Here is a 16644-nt window from a genome sequence, read left to right as displayed (position 1 = left end):
TTAAAATTTAACAATAAAATGAATTAATATGATAATTGATTATCCAATATTCGTCTCATGGTCTCCATCTTCGCCTCTGTCTCCTGCCACTCCAGTTCCTCGGAGCTCTCCTTCAGCAGTCCACCACCGGCATAAAGCCGATAGCCGTCCCTCGCGATGTTCATGCACCGCAGCGACACATAGAGGTGTGTCTCCATCTCACCGATCATCCCCATGAATCCCGAGTAGTAGCGCCGAGGGGTATGCTCGTTATGGGTGATGAAACGGAAGGCCTCGCGCTTGGGCAGTCCGCAGACCGCCGGAGTGGGATGGAGCACCTGCAACAGGTCGCCGATATGCTGGTTGTCAGGGAGCGTAAACGTGAAGTCGCTCCTCAGGTGCACCAGGTCGGCCGCCCGAACCGTCCGAGGCCCCTCCTCGTGGAATTCGCTGGTAAACTGCTCCAGGCACTCCGTGATATATGTGGTCACGATACGCTGCTCCTGGATGTTCTTCGTGGTCCACGTGGCTGTCTCTCCCTCGCCTGCCAGACTCTCGCCTTCCAGTCGCATGGTACCAGCCAGAGCGATGGTGCGCCAGTGGTTATCCTGTCCTTCCAACAAGATCTCAGGCGTGGCCGTCAGCCAACAGCCGCTCTTGGCCGTCCAGACAAGGGCGATGAACATACGCGGATAGCGCTCACAGGCCCTCATGAACAGCGCCTCGGGCGACAGCGCCTCTGTCTGCGGCTCGTCGGCACACCGTGCCAGCACGATCTTCTGGAAAGTGCCCATGCACAGCTGCGCGTGGAAATTAGCAAAGTCGATAGCGTACGAGTCTCTGCTACCCCCGGCCGTCGGAACTGCGTCCAAAGGCGGTATCGCCCCTTGCAGTCCCGTGATGCCCTCGCGCAGATCGACGATCGTCACCTCGTCAGGTCGTATCAGCAGGATGGGCTGTCCCGTCTTCACCTCAAAGGGCGCCATCACGAACCCCTGTCGCCCGTTCAGCTCCTGACAGGCCTTCAACTCCGTGGGCTCCCCTGTCGTCTGACGGACGCAGGTTGCCTCCATGGCATAAGGCAGTCGGAAAAGTGCGAATCCTGTCATCCCTTCTTCTGTCTGATGATATAGTTCGTCACTCGGACATTCGAGATCAACTCTCCCGAGGTATCCTTGATATCCACGTTCCACACATGCAGGGTCTTGCCTTTATGCAACATCCGCGCATAGGCCGTCACGGTATCCCCTTCGGCTACGGCCTTCACATGACTGCCGCTGACCTCTATGCCCACACAAGCGCAGTGCGGACAGAGCGCCGACGAGCCCACGCCCGCCACGTTCTCCGCCAATGCCAGCGATGCACCGCCGCTCAGGAAGCCGAAAGGCTGCCTGTTGCGCTCGTCGACTCTCATCCTTGCCATACAAGTATCAACCTCGGGAGTGGAGATGAACTCCATCCCGAGGGCGGTACTCAGATTCGGTTTCTGCTCTATGATTTCTTTGATTCTATCTACGTTCATTTTTATTTAAACAGTGAATATTCTGGTACGCTCCATGCCAGAGCACTCGCTCCCAGCACATCGCGCTCACGATCGTCCAGTTTCGATGTCAGCAACTTCACCTTTCCGCGAAGGTTGCCAAACACATGTTCCTCCATCGACTCATAAGCCGGATCCGTCAGCCATCTGCCAGCCTTCGAGATGCCACCCGTCAGGATGAACGCCTCAGGGTCGATGAGCGAGGCATAGTTGGCCAGTCCGATGCCCAGCATGTAACCCGTGCGCCGGAACACCTCGATGGCCATTTCGTCGCCCTTGTTACAGCAGTCGCAGATGGTACGCGGCGACAATTTCTCCAACTCGCGCAACATTGACGGACCACTGTTCTCGGCCAACACCTCCTGGGCGGTGTTCACGATGCCTGCAGCACCCACATACGACTCCAGACAGCCCTCGTGCCCACAAGCACACTTTCGTCCGTGATCCACGATACACGTATGACCGAACTCACCCGCGAAGCCCAGATGCCCCTGATGGTCCCTGCCCGACGAGAAGAAACAGCTGCCCACACCCACGCCCAGGCTCACCAATACGAAGTTCGACATGCCGTGCGCATTGCCGAAGGTATACTCGCCCAGCGCCGATATATGCGCGTCGTTCGATAGTCCCACGGCCAGTCCCAGTCTGTCGCGCAGCATCGCTGCCAGAGGTATCATCCCCTTCCACGGCAGGTTGGCCGCATTCTCGATACAGCCCGATACCGGACTGGCACTCGGTGAGCTCACGCCGATCGAGCGGATGGTCTCATAGCCTCCGTTCTCCTCGACCTGCATCACGATGCGCTCACTGAGCACTGTCACAAATTGGTTAATGTCAGGATAGTCTTCCGTAGAGAAGGAATTCTCCGCCAGGATATTCCCGCGGATATCCACGATTGCATAGGTAGTACGTTCATTGCTGATATCGACACCAACAACTCTTGTCTTGATATTAAACTCTTCCACAGTTTTAGTAAAGTATTATGATATAGTTGACTTATTTGAACAGCGAGTACTCCTTCACGTCCCATGCCAGAGCACTGGCGCCCAGCACGTCGCGCTCGCCTTCCTTGAGGATCGAGACGAGTATTCGTGTCTTGTTTTTGATATTCTGGAAAACGTGCTCATCAAACGAGGCGCGCATGGGCTTGAGCAGCCATTTGCCTGCCGCCGTCATGTCGCCCGTCAGAATGATGGCTTCCGGATTCAGTATCGAGGCATAGTTAGCCAGTCCGAGTCCCAGCATATCACCCACGCGACGGAAGGCCTCGATGGCCAGCTTGTCACCCTTGTCGCAGCAGGCCGCTATCGAAGCGATATCCTTCTGGCACAGATCGGTCAGCATCGTGGGCTCGTCGGCCTCCGCCATCAGCTCGTCGATGGTGGTCAGCAGTCCCCTGACCGAGCAGTAGGTCTCCAGACAGCCCTTGCGCCCGCAGCCGCACTGGCGTCCGTTCACCTCGACACAAGTATGTCCGAACTCACCTGCAAAGCCGTTATATCCCAAGTGCGGATGCCCGTTACTGAAGAAGCAACTTCCCAGTCCGCCGTGACTAATCGACACCACGACGAAGTCCTGCATCCCATGCGCACTGCCGTAGGCCTTCTCGCCCAGGGCCGTGATATGCGCATCGTTGGCCACAGCCACCGCCAGTCCCAGTCTGTCGCGCAGCATCGCTGCCAGTGGTATCACGCCCTTCCATGGCATGTTCGCCGCGTTCTCTATACAACCCGTCACCGAACTGGCGCTAGGCACGCTCACGCCGATGGAGCGCACCGTCTCGTAGCCGCCGTTCTCCTCGACCAGCATCATCACCTTGTCGCTCAACGCCTTCACATAGTCGTTGATATCCGGATAATCAGAGGTGACGAACCGATCCTGAGCCACGATTTCTCCCCTGACATCCACCACCGCGAAGGTAGTCCTTGAAAGACGGATATCGATACCTACCACACGTGTTTTAATCTGATCCACGATCTCAACACCATCTACTTGATCCATTGCCACCATAACTGAATTAGATTACTGTTTACTACTTAAATAATGAATACTCTTTCGCCTCCCATGCCAGCACACTGGCGCCCAGTACGTCGTGGGTCTCGTCGTCTAGCTCCGAGAGGAGGAACTGCACATGTCCAGAGATATTGGGGAAAACATACGATTCAAACGCCTTCTTGGCCGGCTCAAGCAGCCAGTCGCCTGCCTTCGACACGCCCCCAGCGAAGATAAACGCCTCGGGGTCTACGAGCGACGCATAGTTGGCCAGGCCCATGCCCAGCACCTCGCCTGTACGACGATACACCTCCTGTGCCAGTTTGTCACCCTGCTCACAGAAGGCTGTGATCATCTTGGGTGTCAGCTCTTCCACGCCCCTCATCAGCGAGGGCTCAGTGGTCTCGCTCATCAACTCACGAGCCGTCTGCACGATCCCACGCGCACCCGTGTACGTCTCTAGACACCCGTGGTTGCCGCAGCCGCACTGTCGACCGTCCAGCGCCACACACGTATGTCCGATCTCACCGCCCATACCGTCGTTGCCCTGGTGCGCTACACCGTTCGAGAAGAAGCAGCTGCCCATGCCACTACCCAGCGTGATCAGCACGAAGTTCTGCATGCCGTGAGCGCAGCCGAAAGCATGCTCACCTAAGGCTATCGCGTGCGCATCGTTGGCCACGGCCACAGCCAGTCCTAATCGTCCGCGCAGCATCGCTGCCAAGGGTATCACCCCTTTCCACGGCAGGTTGGCTGAGTTGATGATACACCCCGTCATATAACTGGCACTGGGTGCACTGATGCCCACCGCGCGGATGGTCTCATAGCCCCCGTTCTGTTCCACCAGATCGAGGATATGTCCGCTCAATGCGCTCACGAACCCATGCACGTCAGGATAGTCATTGGTAGGAAAACTCTTCTTGGCGAAGATATCCCCTTTGGCATCCACGACAGCATAGGTTGTCTCCTCCAGACTGATGTCTACGCCGACAACACGCTTTTTGACCGCTGCTTGATCCATTATGATTTTTTAGTTACTGTTTGGCAAATATATACATTTTTCACAAACCCACCAAATCTTTCGTCTATTTTTTTTATTTTTCACAAATATCTTCCCGCTTCCTAAGCCTGTCGTGCTCATCCTCAGGTCGCTCGCGACCAACGGGATGCCATATCCGAATCATGATTTCGGACGAGCAAGAAAAAACGGATATATTTTTTGAAAAAGATTATTTCTAGGGAAGTACATTCCGCCTTGATTGGACAATTGGACAATTGGACAAAATGTTTTTTCTTTGTCGTAACCAAGACAAAGAAAGGAAATAATTAATATTATATATATTATATTAATTATATTATATATTATAATATATAATATAATTAAATTATTGTCATTATTACTGTCTATTCCAATCGAATTTTAGTTTTGTCCAATTGTCCAATTTTGATTCAACGTTTTTCAGGGCAAGACGGTCTAAGGCCTCAGTAAAGCAAATATTGGTAGAATAAATTTACAAAATCGTCACTTCCGAAGGTGCGGCTACAGAAGGCTCCCTGCAGCGTCGCAGTTGGCTCGGAGGAAAACGGGTGTTTCATCGGCGGAGATTCCTACTTTCCCCGAAGGAAACTCCGAGGGCGCTGAAACGCCCTGAAATCGGGGCCTTACGCTCCTCCAAGCACCTGATAAATTTTGTTTACTTCCGTTAGGAACGTACGATTATTTTCCTTCGCGGTCATGTTTATAATATAAAAATGTTTGGTACTTACCCTGGAAAAATGTATCTTTATGATAGAATTCGCGAAGTTACACGCACTCGGAAATGAAAAGAAAACAAGTTTTTCTTTTGCATTTCTCTCGTTTTTTCGTAACTTTGCGATAGAAATCGCGAAGTTACTTGTACTCGGCATAAAAAATAAGTGAACTTATTTTGTTCTGCGCTCGTTTTTTCGTAACCTTGCCATCAAAGATGGCGAAGTTACCCCGTCTCGGCAAAAAAAAGAAACGAGTTTCTTTGTTTTGCGCTCGACTTTTCGTAACTTTGCACCCAAATAGCAAATATTCGAATATTAGACATGAACGTTTTAGAGTTAAGTGAACAAGAAATCGGCAGGCGACAGAGCCTGCAGGAACTGCGCAACATGGGTATCGACCCGTACCCTGCCGCAGAATATCCCACCAACGCCTTCAGCACCGACATCAAGGAGGAGTTCAAGGACGACGAGGAGCGCGAGGTGGTGATCGCTGGTCGTATGATGAGCCGCCGTGTGATGGGTAAGGCTAGCTTCGCAGAGCTACAGGATAGCAAAGGAAGAATCCAGGTGTATGTGACCCGCGACGATATCTGCCCGGGCGAGAACAAGGATCTTTATAATAATGTATTCAAACGCCTGCTCGACATCGGTGACTTCATCGGTGTGAAGGGTAAGGTGTTCCGCACTCAGACGGGTGAGATCAGCGTGCACGCCTCGGAACTGACACTGCTCTCGAAGAGTCTGAAGCCGCTGCCAATCGTGAAATACAAGGACGGCGTGGCATATGATAAGTTTGATGACCCGGAGCTGCGCTACCGTCAGCGCTACGTGGACTTGGTGGTGAACGAGGGCGTGAAGGACACGTTCCTGCAGCGTGCCACCGTGATACGCACCTTGCGCCGCGTGCTCGACGAGGCAGGCTACACGGAGGTGGAGACACCGACGCTGCAGATGATTGCGGGCGGTGCCTCAGCACGGCCGTTCATCACGCACTTCAACGCGCTCGACCAGGATATGTACATGCGTATCGCCACGGAGCTTTACCTGAAGCGTCTGATCGTGGGCGGCTTCGAGGGTGTGTACGAGATCGGCAAGAACTTCCGCAACGAGGGTATGGACCGTAACCACAACCCGGAGTTCACGTGCATGGAGCTGTATGTGCAGTATAAGGACTACAACTGGATGATGTCGTTCACAGAGAAGCTGCTTGAGACGATCTGTATCGCCGTGAACGGTAAGCCGGAGCGTGAGATCGACGGTAACATCGTGAGCTTCAAGGCGCCCTATCGCCGACTGCCGATCCTCGAGGCTATCGAGGAGAAGACAGGCTTCGACTGCAACGGTAAGAGCGAGGAGGAGATCCGTGCGTTCTGTCTGTCGAAGGGCATGGACGTGGATGAGACCATGGGTAAGGGTAAGCTGATCGACGAGCTGTTCGGCGAGTTCTGCGAGGGCACGTTCATCCAGCCGACGTTCATCACCGACTACCCCGTGGAGATGTCGCCGCTGACGAAGATGCACCGCAGTAAGCCGGGACTGACCGAGCGTTTCGAGCTGATGGTAAACGGTAAGGAGCTGGCTAACGCCTACTCGGAGCTGAACGACCCCATCGACCAGGAGGAGCGCTTCGTGGAACAGATGAGACTGGCCGACAAGGGCGACGACGAGGCGATGATCATCGATCAGGACTTCCTGCGCGCACTGCAGTACGGCATGCCTCCTACCAGTGGTATCGGCATCGGCATCGACCGTCTGGTAATGCTCATGACGGGTAAGACATTCATCCAGGAGGTGCTGTTCTTCCCGCAGATGAAGCCGGAGAAGAAGATGCCGCAGAGCAGCGTGGCCGAGTGGGCCGAGATCGGCGTAGGCGAGGACTGGGTGCCCGTACTGCGCAAGGCGGGCTTCAACCTGATCTCGAACATCAAGGACGAGAAGGCACAGGGCCTGCAGCAGAAGATCGGCGACATCGTGAAGAAATACAAGCTGGAACTGCAGAAGCCTTCTGTCGATGATATCGCCAAGTGGATCGAAGCCGCAAATAAGTAATCATAAGTTCAAAGTTTAAAGATCAAAGTTCAAAGTGTTTGACTGTGGGAAGATAGCGATTATCGGAGGCGGTAGCTGGGCTACGGCGATTGCCAAGATCGTGGTGGGACATACGCACCACATCGGCTGGTATATGCGACGCGACGACCGTATCGACGACTTCCGTCGACTGGGTCATAACCCGGCCTACCTGACCAGTGTGCACTTCAACATCGACGAGATTGCCTTCGACAGCGACCTGAACCGTATCGCCCAGCAATACGACACACTGGTGTTCGTGACACCGTCGCCCTACCTGAAGAGTCATCTGAAGAAGTTGAGGACGCGACTGCGCGACAAGTTCATACTGACGGCCATCAAGGGTATCGTGCCCGACGAGAACCTGGTATGCTCGGAATACTTCCATCAGGTATACGACGTGCCCTACGAGAACCTGGCATGCATCGGTGGACCGTCACATGCCGAGGAGGTGGCCATGGACCGACTGAGCTACCTGACCGTGGGATGTGCCGACAGAGAGAAGGCGCAGGCGTTCTGCGACGTGCTCTCGAGCGATGTGATCAAGACGAAGACATCGACGGACGTGATCGGCATCGAGTACTCGTCGGTACTGAAGAACGTGTATGCCATCGCTGCGGGTATCTGTAGTGGACTGAAATACGGTGACAACTTCCAGGCGGTGCTCATGTCGAACGCCGTACAGGAGATGAGTCGTTTCCTGACGGCCGTACACCCCATCGAGCGTAATCCATACGACTCGGTGTACCTGGGCGACCTGCTCGTGACAGGCTACTCGAACTTCTCGCGTAACCGCACCTTCGGAACGATGATCGGAAAGGGTTACAGCGTGAAGTCGGCACAGATCGAGATGGAGATGATTGCGGAGGGCTACTTCGGTACCAAGTGCATGAAGGAGATCAACCGCCACTACCATGTGAACATGCCGATACTCGACGCTGTGTACAATATTCTGTATGAGCGTATCTCACCGCAGATAGAGATCAAGTTGCTCACCGATAGTTTCAGATAATATGTGGCTTTTAACACAAAACATATAACTAAATTCAATAATTTAACAAAACAATGAAGAATATCAGTCTTGACATCACAAAGGCCGCCTGTTTCCTTGAGGCTGGCGCAGTAAAGGCTTTCGAACCCAAAGTGAAGGCCGCTCAACAGGCTCTCGAGGACGGCACTTGTCCTGGTAACGATTTCCTGGGATGGCTACACCTGCCATCCAGCATCACACCAGCTTTCATCGACGAACTGCAGCAGTGTGCCAACACGCTCCGCGACAACTGCGAGGTGGTGGTGGTGGCCGGTATCGGCGGCTCCTACCTGGGAGCGCGTGCCGTCATCGAGGCACTGAGCAACAGCTTTGCTTGGCTGGTGAAGGATCAGAAGAACCCCACCATCCTCTATGCAGGCAATAATATCGGTGAGGACTATCTGTTCGAGCTCACTGAGTATCTGAAGGACAAGAAGTTCGGTGTGATCAATATCTCCAAGAGTGGTACGACCACTGAGACGGCCCTGACGTTCCGTCTGCTGAAAAAGCAGTGCGAGGCACAGCGCGGTAAGGACGAGGCCAAGAAGGTGATCGTGGCCATCACAGACGCTAAGCGTGGTGCTGCCCGCTCGTGCGCCGACAAGGAGGGTTACAAGAGTTTCATCATCCCAGACAACGTGGGTGGCCGTTTCTCGGTGCTCACACCAGTGGGTCTGCTGCCTATCGCCTGTGCCGGTTTCGACATCAAGGAGTTGGTGGCTGGTGCCCAGGACATGGAGAAGGCTTGTGGTAAGGACGTGCCCTTCGAGGAGAACCCTGCCGCCCAGTATGCCGCCGTGCGCAACGGTCTGTACCAGAACGGTAAGAAGATCGAGATCATGGTGAACTTCCAGCCGAAGCTCCACTTCATGAGTGAGTGGTGGAAGCAGCTCTACGGCGAGAGCGAGGGTAAGGACAAGAAGGGTATCTTCCCCGCCAGCGTCGACTTCACCACCGACCTGCACTCGATGGGCCAGTGGATACAGGACGGCGAGCGCACCATCTTCGAGACGGTGATCAGCGTGGAGGAGCCTGAGAAGAAACTGCTGTTCCCCAGCGACGAGGAGAACCTGGACGGACTGAACTTCCTCGCTGGCAAGCGCGTAGACGAGGTGAACAAGATGGCTGAGTTGGGTACTCGTCTGGCTCACGTCGACGGTGGTGTACCTAACATCCGTATCACCATGCCGCGCCTGAACGAGCGCTACCTCGGACAGCTGATCTACTTCTTCGAGATCGGTTGTGGCATCAGCGGAAATGTGCTGGGTGTAAATCCGTTCAACCAGCCCGGTGTAGAGGCTTATAAAAAGAACATGTTCGCCCTGCTCGACAAACCTGGATATGAGGCTGACAGCAAGGCCATCAAAGAACGGCTCGCTGCGGAGTAATGTACGAACTGGCGAAAAAGAAATACTTAGAGGAACACGGCTTTGAGGCACTCCGCCCCAAAGCCGTGCTCTTTGACATGGACGGGGTTCTCTACGACTCTATGCCTAACCATGCCATCGCCTGGCAGGAATCGATGGCGCAACTGGGACTGCAGATGACGGCCGACGATGCGTATGCCACGGAGGGCGCACGTGGCATCGACACGATCCGCGTAATGGTGAGTCTGCAACAGAAACGGGAGATCGACGAGGCGGAGGCACAACGGATGTACGACGTGAAGAGTCGTATATTCCACAGTCTGCCTGAGGCCCCCATCATGCCTGGCATCCTGGAACTGATGGGTAAGATCAAGGCGGCAGGACTACAGATCGGCATCGTGACAGGCAGTGGACAGCGGCCGCTCATCCAACGGATACTCAAGGACTTCGACGGATTTGTGGACGAGGCGCACATCACCACGGCCTACGACGTGAAACGGGGAAAGCCCAATGCTGACCCGTATCTCGTGGGACTGCAGAAGGCGGGAGGACTCATGCCCTACGAGGCTATCGTCGTGGAGAACGCACCGCTGGGCGTAAGGGCCGGCTATGCAGCTCGCATCTTCACCGTGGCCGTGAACACGGGACCGTTGGCCGACGAGATACTGCTTGAGGCGGGGGCGAACCTTCTGTTCCCCTCGATGCAGACGTTCTGCGACCACTGGCACGAGCTGGTGGCCGAAGAGCTATAAAAGAATAAGGTGAAGGATCAGATCTCTTCGTCGTCATCACCGTTGGTGTCCAACTGACTGTCGCGACGGATGGCGACCTCGCCCTGACTGCTCACAGTGACCACCAAGGGGATATACTCATCGGTCTGAGGAAGACACACGCTGCTGGCGAAGACCAGACGAGCACCGTCGACCTTGTCGAAGACAAAACCTTCGAGGATGCCCCCCTCACGATAGTCGCCATCGAGATAAGCATCGAATGAGGACTTGGTGAAACTACGACTGAAGAATACACTGCCGTCGGCACGGATGACACGGAGGCTGACATGATTGTCGACATATTTCTGACCTGTCTCGTCGACGGCCATGCGCAGACTGTCGTCGGGGGTACGGTCGATGACCACCTGATAGCTCTTGTCGAGCCACATCACATCCTTGGTCTGGCGATAGGACTGCATCTTAACAGGTCCCTTGGGCTTTGGAGCCTCTGTCGTCGTGACAATGATATCCTTGGTCTCACTCTTCTTTCCTCCGCAGCCCACAAGCACCAACGTGCCTAATACGACTGCCACTAATACGCTATTCTTCATACTGTCTTAGTCTGTTTACTGAGCGCAAAGGTACACCTTTTTTTTATATTACACAAAAAAAGCCCACCTTTTTCGGGGTGGGCCTTTAGGTTCGCTTACCTAAATAAAAAATTAACGAATTATCACTATTTATCACCGTTCTTGATATCAGATTCTTTTATAACAGTAACCACTCTTTTGACGGAAGGAAACCACAAAAAGTTTAATCGTTTTAGAAAAAAACATGCTCGTATTTAATATTTTGACATTTTTTTACTACCTTTGCCTTTGTTTTCGATGTTAAATCAAAACAAAAGATGAAAAAATTCATCCTATCTAGTTTAGTTGTAGTGGCGGTCGTCGCCCTCGTCTCCTGTCAGGGTCATTCAGAACAGGAGAACGGGAGCGGCGACCCCGTCACATCCTACCAGGGAGTGGACACGGTGCCGATGCTCATCATGCAGATACAGAAATGCGCCAGACTCTACACGGCGGAGTATCATGTGCACAAGATCGTGACGCACGACGACGTGCTGCGACTGAAGGGCTCGATCCTGCAGCGCTCGTTCAACATACCGCTGCCGTTGGGCGACAGGAAGATCGCCATTCCCATCGACGCGAAACTGAAGGCATATATCGACTTAAGCGCGTTCTCAGAGAAGAACATCGAGCGCCATGGAGAGAGGATCACGGTGACACTGCCTGACCCTCAGGTGGTGATGACGAGCTCGAAGATAGACCAGGAGAACATCAAACAGTATGTGGCACTGGCAAGGGCGCACTTCAGCGACAGGGAAATGACGAACTACGAGCAACAGGGACGGGCGGCCATCATAGAGAGCATCCCACAACTGGGAATACTCGAGACGGCTCGGGCCAACACAGCGAAGGTGCTGGTGCCCATGCTCACGGAGATGGGATTCAAGGAGGAGAACATCACCATCGCCTTCCGCAAACAGTATAACACTGGCGACATGATACAGTTGCTGAAGATGGAGGATTAAAGACGACTCGGTATGAAAGAATTCATGAAAACTTTGAATTTACTCAGGATGGGGTTGGTGCTCTTCGTGGCGGCCCTCCTCATCGTGGCGATCTTCTGGCTGAGGAGTCTGAGCAAGGACAACCATATAGACTTCGGCACAGACGACCAGATAGACGTGACACCCACACAGATACAAAGCATCAAGGCCATCGGCGAATGGGAGTTCCTGGCCGTGAGCACGGAGGAGATGGTGGATACCATACGCAAGGGTTTCCTAAGCAATGACGAGTTGGTGCGTATCTACTACGGAACAGCGCGCCTAGGGGTGAACATGCATCAGGTGGAGCCGGGATGGATCAAGACCAGCGGCGACACGGTGGTGATGACACTGCCGAAGATAGGACTGCTGGACAAGGACTTCATCGACGAGGCGCGCACAAAATCGTTCTACGAAAGCGGCAAATGGAAGCCGGCTGACCGTGAGGCGCTCTACAGGAAGGCCTACGCGCGAATGGTGAAGCACTGTATGACGAAAGAGAACATCCGTACGGCAGAGCTGAACGCCCAGCGACAGATGGAGAACATGATGCGCTCAATGGGGTTCAACCATATCGCCATCACATTCAAGAAATAGAAACGACAACCACGAACAACCAACATAAGACTAGATAATGCAATGCCTGAATGATTTCCTGACGGAGGTGAGCGGACTGCTCTGGGGATGGCCGATGATCATCCTGTTGCTGGGCACACACTTGTTTCTGACCATCCGTCTGCGATTCCCACAGAGACATATCTTCAAGGCCATACGACTGTCAGTAAAGAGAGACCCTGACGCCACAGGCGACGTGTCGCAGTTCGGGGCCCTGGCCACAGCACTGGCGGCCACCATCGGCACTGGTAACATCATCGGCGTGGCCACGGCCATTGCCCTGGGAGGTCCTGGGGCCGTTCTATGGTGCTGGCTGACGGGTGTGTTCGGCATCGCCACGAAATATGCGGAGGGACTGCTCGCCATCAAGTATCGCGTGAAGACCAAGAACGGGAAGATGCTGGGCGGTCCGATGTATGCCCTGGAGCGTGGACTGGGTTGGCGATGGCTCGCCATCCTGTTTGCCGTCTTCACAGCCCTGGCTGCCTTCGGCATCGGCAACACGGTACAGGCAAACGCCATCGCCACGGTGGCTCAGGAGTCGTACGGGGTATCGCCTTACATCACAGGAACCATCGTATGTCTGCTCACGGGGGCCGTGGTGCTGGGAGGCGTGAAGAGCATCGCCCGCGTGTGTGGTATGCTCGTGCCTGTGATGGCGTTCTTCTACGTGGCTGGCTGTGTGTATATCCTCTTCGTAAACGCGGACTATCTGGGGGCTGCGCTCCGTATGATCGTGCTGTCGGCCTTCAGTCCGGAGGCAGCAGGTGGCGGTTTCGTGGGCTCAACGGTGATGATGGCCGCACGCTTCGGCATCGCCAGAGGCCTGTTCTCGAACGAGTCGGGCATGGGATCGGCTCCTATCGTGGCAGCCGCGGCACAGACCAAGAACCCTGTGCGACAGGCGCTCGTCTCGTCGAGCGGCACATTCTGGGACACGGTGGTGATATGCGCCCTCACAGGACTGGTAATCGTGAGCAGCGTGATCGCATACCCTGATATCGACTTCTCCAACGGGGCCACTCTGACGAAGGCGGCCTTCTCGAAGATACCTTATGTGGGAACGCCCCTACTGACGTTCGGACTGCTGACGTTCTCGTTCTCGACCATCCTCGGATGGTGCTACTACGGCGAACGGGCCGTCGAGTATTTCAAAGGAAGACAATGGGTAAAGGGCTATCGCGTGATCTATATCACGGCCGTTTTCGTGGGTAGCGTGATGAACCTCGCACTGGTATGGAACCTGGCCGACTGCATGAACGCACTTATGGCCATACCCAATCTGATATCTCTATTGTGTCTCAATGGCATCATTGTCCACGAGACGCGCAAATACCTCTGGAAAGGAAGACTGGATAAGGCGATGTAACAGACTCGTCAGATCTGTTTGTTACGATCGATTCGTCAGAGTCTGACGCACTCAACGACGGTCAAAACGTCGCCCAAGACCTTGAAACGGACGTCAAGGTTGAGGAAGGGCATGCCATAGACACGCTCAGGATCGTCGTGGTACTGAGGACGGGGGTCTTGTGCCAGCGTGGCCTTTAGCACCGCCAAATCGGCAGATGAGAACAAGGTGGCCACAGCATCGGGCACACAGACCTGCAGTTCGCGCCAGACCTCACGATCGACGAAGCCACTGCGAGCATCGGGGTGGGCATCAGCATAGGCGACATAGGGTTTGATGTCGTAGATAGGGGTTCCATCCATCAGGTCGGCACCTCGCACATGGATTACGGGACCAAGATGGGAATCATCCTCCACCCTATCGAGACGTACACAGGAGAGTCCGAGGTTGTTGGGACGGAAGGGGGAACGGGTGGCGAAGACACCCATACGACGGTTGCCACCCAGACGCGGAGGACGGACGGTGAGGCGCTGGGCGGAGGCTTTGTGGCCGTTCTCTGAGAACTCCCAGATGAGCCACAGGAAATCGAAATCGTCAAGTCCTCTGACGGCCTCCGCCTGACGATAGTCAGGGGTGAAGACGATACGCCCCGGCAGGTCGATGACGAGGCCACTCTGACGGGGAATGCCGAACTTCGACTTCAACGGAGAGTGGAAATGGGCTATGGGACGGATTTCCATGAGTGGCCAAAATTACGGTAAATTATGGAGAAAGAGAAAAAAAATTCCGATTTTCCTTCTCTCTTTAAAATATTTTTGTATTTTTGTCCCAACAATCTAAGGAAAAATTATGAGAAAGGTACTACTATTAGCCTTATTGACGTTGTGCCTTAACATCGAGAGTGCAGGTGTGGATCGCACGAAGGATGCGGTTTATCTGGCCTTGCGCGACTCCGTTCATCATTCTTTCAATGATGGCGACTGTGACCGTTTCTTTCATGCCGTGAGTAAACTGGAGGATTACCTACTTAGTCAGAACGACCTGCACGAGTATTACACCCAGCGGTGTAATGAAATCGTCTTCCTCATGAATCAACAGAAGATCTATGAGGCATACAGGAAAGCCAGACAGCTATCGAAGGAACTGAGGGAGCGTAAGCTCGATAAAGAGATGTATATGGCCGTCAACATGATGGGACATATCAACAGATACTGTGGTAACAACGAGGCGGCCAAACAATGTTTCTACCAAGTTATCGACATGATGGAGAAGGAGGGCTATCAAGCCAGTATACCACCCATCTACATGAACATCGTCAATGTGGCAATCGGCGACGACCCAGAGGAGGCTCAGCTGCTGATGGACAAGGCCAAGAAGATTGCTGAGGAATACGCACCAGAGAGGGTGTTCGACATCGAGACGCGTAAGTCGGTAAGCTACTTCAATAATGGCGACATCAAGACCTTCTTGAAAGGCTACCAGGCATACAGGGAGGGCGTGGCGAAAGGACTGTCATCTGTACACGGCCGACTGATGGAGGTCTATTACCTCGCTGCACAAGGACGTACGGACGAGGCGGTGAAGATGGCCAAGGAGGAATTGAGTGACGACGGCTACGATGTCATCACGATGATCTACGAGAAGGCGGGACGATGGAAAGATGCCTATCAGACACTGAGGAAGGGTAATGTGGTCAACGATTCCATCGTCAACGTGGTGCTAATCAACAGCATGCAGGGTATCGAGGACGAGATGGAGCTCTACGAGGCCAAACGACAGACTGATCGGAACAGGTTCATCGGACTATCGCTGATCATCCTACTCTTGCTATTACTCTCGGCTGCCCTCACCTACATCGTACTGGCACGTCGTCGCCACATGAGCCAGTTGAAGAGTGCCTACAACCACGCCTTAGAGTCGGACAAGATGAAGACGGCCTTCATACAGAACGTGAGTCACGAGGTGCGCACCCCCCCTGAACATCATCAGTGGCTTTGCCCAGGTGATCGCCGACCCAGAGTTGGCCCCTAGCACCAAGGATCGTCAGGAGATTGCGAAGATGATGCGCAAGAACACGAAACTCATCACTTCGCTCGTCGATGAGATGCTGATGCTTTCGCTTAATGAGGCTGAGGGCAGTGCCAGAAAGGACGACAAGGTCGAGGTGAACGACTTGCTGCGCGACCTGTTGCAGGAGAACCAAAGTATCGTCCAGTACGGGGTAGCGCTGCACTTTGAGACTCAGGTGGATGATGACTTCGCATTCATGACCAACGAGAATATGCTGAAGAATATCGTTAACGCCCTGATTGACAATGCCGCCAAGAACACGGAGAAAGGCTCGATCACCCTGAAGGCCGACGCCAACGAAGAGGTGTTCACGCTCACCGTTGAGGACACTGGCTGTGGCATACCGCCCAACGAGGCCGAACGTGTATTCGAACGGTTCGTGAAACTCAATACGTTCAAGGAAGGTATCGGACTGGGGCTGTCACTCTGTAGGACGCTCGCAGAACGACTGAGTGGTAGCATCCGACTGGACACCACCTACACCCAAGGGGCGCGCTTCGTCGTCACGATTCCCATCCCTGTCGTACAGGATTAGACAAAGGCCCGTAAGAGTTATCGTAGC

At 54.0% G+C, this 16644-nt stretch carries 16 protein-coding genes; 9 read left to right on the top strand and 7 right to left on the bottom strand.

The features are described from left to right. Positions 1 to 23: 23 nt before the first annotated feature. The 5 genes from BMY63_RS08960 to BMY63_RS08940 are packed head-to-tail and all read right to left on the bottom strand — an operon-like array spanning position 24 to position 4532. A complete protein-coding gene (locus tag BMY63_RS08960; RefSeq protein WP_091916069.1) occupies positions 24 to 1088 on the bottom strand; it encodes an isochorismate synthase in 1065 nt (354 codons plus the stop codon). Further along, positions 1085 to 1501 carry a PaaI family thioesterase gene (locus BMY63_RS08955; protein ID WP_091900902.1) on the bottom strand — a complete coding sequence of 139 codons (417 nt, stop codon included), beginning with the start codon at positions 1499 to 1501 and terminating at the stop codon, positions 1085 to 1087. Before BMY63_RS08955 ends, BMY63_RS08960 begins: the two co-directional genes overlap by 4 nt. A gap of 2 nt (positions 1502 to 1503) precedes the next feature. After that, positions 1504 to 2484, bottom strand: coding sequence for an ROK family protein (locus BMY63_RS08950; protein ID WP_091900903.1), 981 nt, complete (start codon positions 2482 to 2484; stop codon positions 1504 to 1506). Positions 2485 to 2515: 31 nt separating this feature from the next. After that, entirely contained in the window at positions 2516 to 3520 is a 1005-nt protein-coding gene (locus BMY63_RS08945; protein ID WP_091916248.1) for an ROK family protein, read from the bottom strand. Positions 3521 to 3551: 31 nt separating this feature from the next. Next, entirely contained in the window at positions 3552 to 4532 is a 981-nt protein-coding gene (locus tag BMY63_RS08940) for an ROK family protein (protein WP_091916067.1), read from the bottom strand. A gap of 1052 nt (positions 4533 to 5584) precedes the next feature. On the opposite strand from BMY63_RS08940, the gene lysS reads away from it, so the two are divergent. From lysS to BMY63_RS08920, 4 genes are read left to right on the top strand one after another with little or no spacing between them, the layout of a single operon-like run. Continuing rightward, positions 5585 to 7312 (top strand): lysine--tRNA ligase, encoded by a 1728-nt coding sequence (gene lysS, locus BMY63_RS08935; protein WP_091916065.1) that lies wholly within the window; start codon positions 5585 to 5587, stop codon positions 7310 to 7312. Between the two features lie 34 nt (positions 7313 to 7346). Continuing rightward, positions 7347 to 8342 carry an NAD(P)H-dependent glycerol-3-phosphate dehydrogenase gene (locus tag BMY63_RS08930; protein WP_091900906.1) on the top strand — a complete coding sequence of 332 codons (996 nt, stop codon included), beginning with the start codon at positions 7347 to 7349 and terminating at the stop codon, positions 8340 to 8342. Between the two features lie 53 nt (positions 8343 to 8395). Continuing rightward, positions 8396 to 9748 (top strand): glucose-6-phosphate isomerase, encoded by a 1353-nt coding sequence (locus BMY63_RS08925; RefSeq protein ID WP_091900907.1) that lies wholly within the window; start codon positions 8396 to 8398, stop codon positions 9746 to 9748. Further along, positions 9748 to 10479: an inorganic diphosphatase gene (locus BMY63_RS08920; protein WP_091900908.1), complete on the top strand. Its 732-nt coding sequence runs from the start codon at positions 9748 to 9750 to the stop codon at positions 10477 to 10479. The genes BMY63_RS08925 and BMY63_RS08920 overlap by 1 nt, the downstream gene beginning before the upstream one ends. A gap of 17 nt (positions 10480 to 10496) precedes the next feature. On the opposite strand, the gene BMY63_RS08915 is transcribed toward BMY63_RS08920, so the two are convergent. Then, complete coding sequence (locus tag BMY63_RS08915) at positions 10497 to 11048, bottom strand: DUF4738 domain-containing protein (protein ID WP_091916063.1); 552 nt, start codon at positions 11046 to 11048, stop codon at positions 10497 to 10499. A 296-nt stretch (positions 11049 to 11344) separates the two neighbouring features. Between BMY63_RS08915 and BMY63_RS08910 the strand changes: the two genes are divergently transcribed. From BMY63_RS08910 to BMY63_RS08900, 3 genes are read left to right on the top strand one after another with little or no spacing between them, the layout of a single operon-like run. Further along, entirely contained in the window at positions 11345 to 12031 is a 687-nt protein-coding gene (locus tag BMY63_RS08910) for a DUF4230 domain-containing protein (RefSeq protein WP_091900910.1), read from the top strand. A 24-nt stretch (positions 12032 to 12055) separates the two neighbouring features. Next, positions 12056 to 12646, top strand: coding sequence for a DUF4230 domain-containing protein (locus BMY63_RS08905; RefSeq protein WP_256218987.1), 591 nt, complete (start codon positions 12056 to 12058; stop codon positions 12644 to 12646). A gap of 37 nt (positions 12647 to 12683) precedes the next feature. Continuing rightward, positions 12684 to 14033: an alanine/glycine:cation symporter family protein gene (locus BMY63_RS08900; RefSeq protein WP_091916059.1), complete on the top strand. Its 1350-nt coding sequence runs from the start codon at positions 12684 to 12686 to the stop codon at positions 14031 to 14033. A gap of 35 nt (positions 14034 to 14068) precedes the next feature. Here the strand turns inward: BMY63_RS08900 and tsaA are convergent, their stop codons facing one another. Further along, positions 14069 to 14752 (bottom strand): tRNA (N6-threonylcarbamoyladenosine(37)-N6)-methyltransferase TrmO, encoded by a 684-nt coding sequence (tsaA, locus tag BMY63_RS08895; protein ID WP_091916057.1) that lies wholly within the window; start codon positions 14750 to 14752, stop codon positions 14069 to 14071. A gap of 109 nt (positions 14753 to 14861) precedes the next feature. On the opposite strand from tsaA, the gene BMY63_RS08890 reads away from it, so the two are divergent. Both BMY63_RS08890 and BMY63_RS08885 read left to right on the top strand, forming a co-directional pair. Then, positions 14862 to 16043, top strand: a complete 1182-nt coding sequence (locus BMY63_RS08890; RefSeq protein ID WP_091916055.1) for a sensor histidine kinase family protein — start codon at positions 14862 to 14864, stop codon at positions 16041 to 16043. Continuing rightward, positions 16015 to 16617, top strand: coding sequence for a sensor histidine kinase (locus tag BMY63_RS08885; RefSeq protein WP_091916054.1), 603 nt, complete (start codon positions 16015 to 16017; stop codon positions 16615 to 16617). Before BMY63_RS08890 ends, BMY63_RS08885 begins: the two co-directional genes overlap by 29 nt. The last annotated feature ends 27 nt before the right edge of the window (positions 16618 to 16644 follow it).

Origin of the sequence: Prevotella aff. ruminicola Tc2-24 (genome assembly GCF_900110895.1) — a bacterium.
Taxonomy (GTDB): Bacteria; Bacteroidota; Bacteroidia; order Bacteroidales; family Bacteroidaceae; genus Prevotella.
Note: the sequence above shows the minus strand (reverse complement) of the source record. Positions and strands in the feature narration are given on the sequence as shown.

Bases quoted from the DNA above. Each gene is read 5' to 3' on its own strand.
- BMY63_RS08960 (WP_091916069.1), bottom strand. From the start codon at position 1,088: ATGACAGGATTCGCACTTTTCCGACTGCCTTATGCCATGGAGGCAACC.
- BMY63_RS08955 (WP_091900902.1), bottom strand. From the start codon at position 1,501: ATGAACGTAGATAGAATCAAAGAAATCATAGAGCAGAAACCGAATCTG.
- BMY63_RS08945 (WP_091916248.1), bottom strand. From the start codon at position 3,520: ATGGATCAAGTAGATGGTGTTGAGATCGTGGATCAGATTAAAACACGT.
- BMY63_RS08940 (WP_091916067.1), bottom strand. From the start codon at position 4,532: ATGGATCAAGCAGCGGTCAAAAAGCGTGTTGTCGGCGTAGACATCAGT.
- lysS (WP_091916065.1), top strand. From the start codon at position 5,585: ATGAACGTTTTAGAGTTAAGTGAACAAGAAATCGGCAGGCGACAGAGC.
- BMY63_RS08925 (WP_091900907.1), top strand. From the start codon at position 8,396: ATGAAGAATATCAGTCTTGACATCACAAAGGCCGCCTGTTTCCTTGAG.
- BMY63_RS08920 (WP_091900908.1), top strand. From the start codon at position 9,748: ATGTACGAACTGGCGAAAAAGAAATACTTAGAGGAACACGGCTTTGAG.
- BMY63_RS08915 (WP_091916063.1), bottom strand. From the start codon at position 11,048: ATGAAGAATAGCGTATTAGTGGCAGTCGTATTAGGCACGTTGGTGCTT.
- BMY63_RS08910 (WP_091900910.1), top strand. From the start codon at position 11,345: ATGAAAAAATTCATCCTATCTAGTTTAGTTGTAGTGGCGGTCGTCGCC.
- BMY63_RS08905 (WP_256218987.1), top strand. From the start codon at position 12,056: ATGAAAACTTTGAATTTACTCAGGATGGGGTTGGTGCTCTTCGTGGCG.
- BMY63_RS08900 (WP_091916059.1), top strand. From the start codon at position 12,684: ATGCAATGCCTGAATGATTTCCTGACGGAGGTGAGCGGACTGCTCTGG.
- tsaA (WP_091916057.1), bottom strand. From the start codon at position 14,752: ATGGAAATCCGTCCCATAGCCCATTTCCACTCTCCGTTGAAGTCGAAG.
- BMY63_RS08890 (WP_091916055.1), top strand. From the start codon at position 14,862: ATGAGAAAGGTACTACTATTAGCCTTATTGACGTTGTGCCTTAACATC.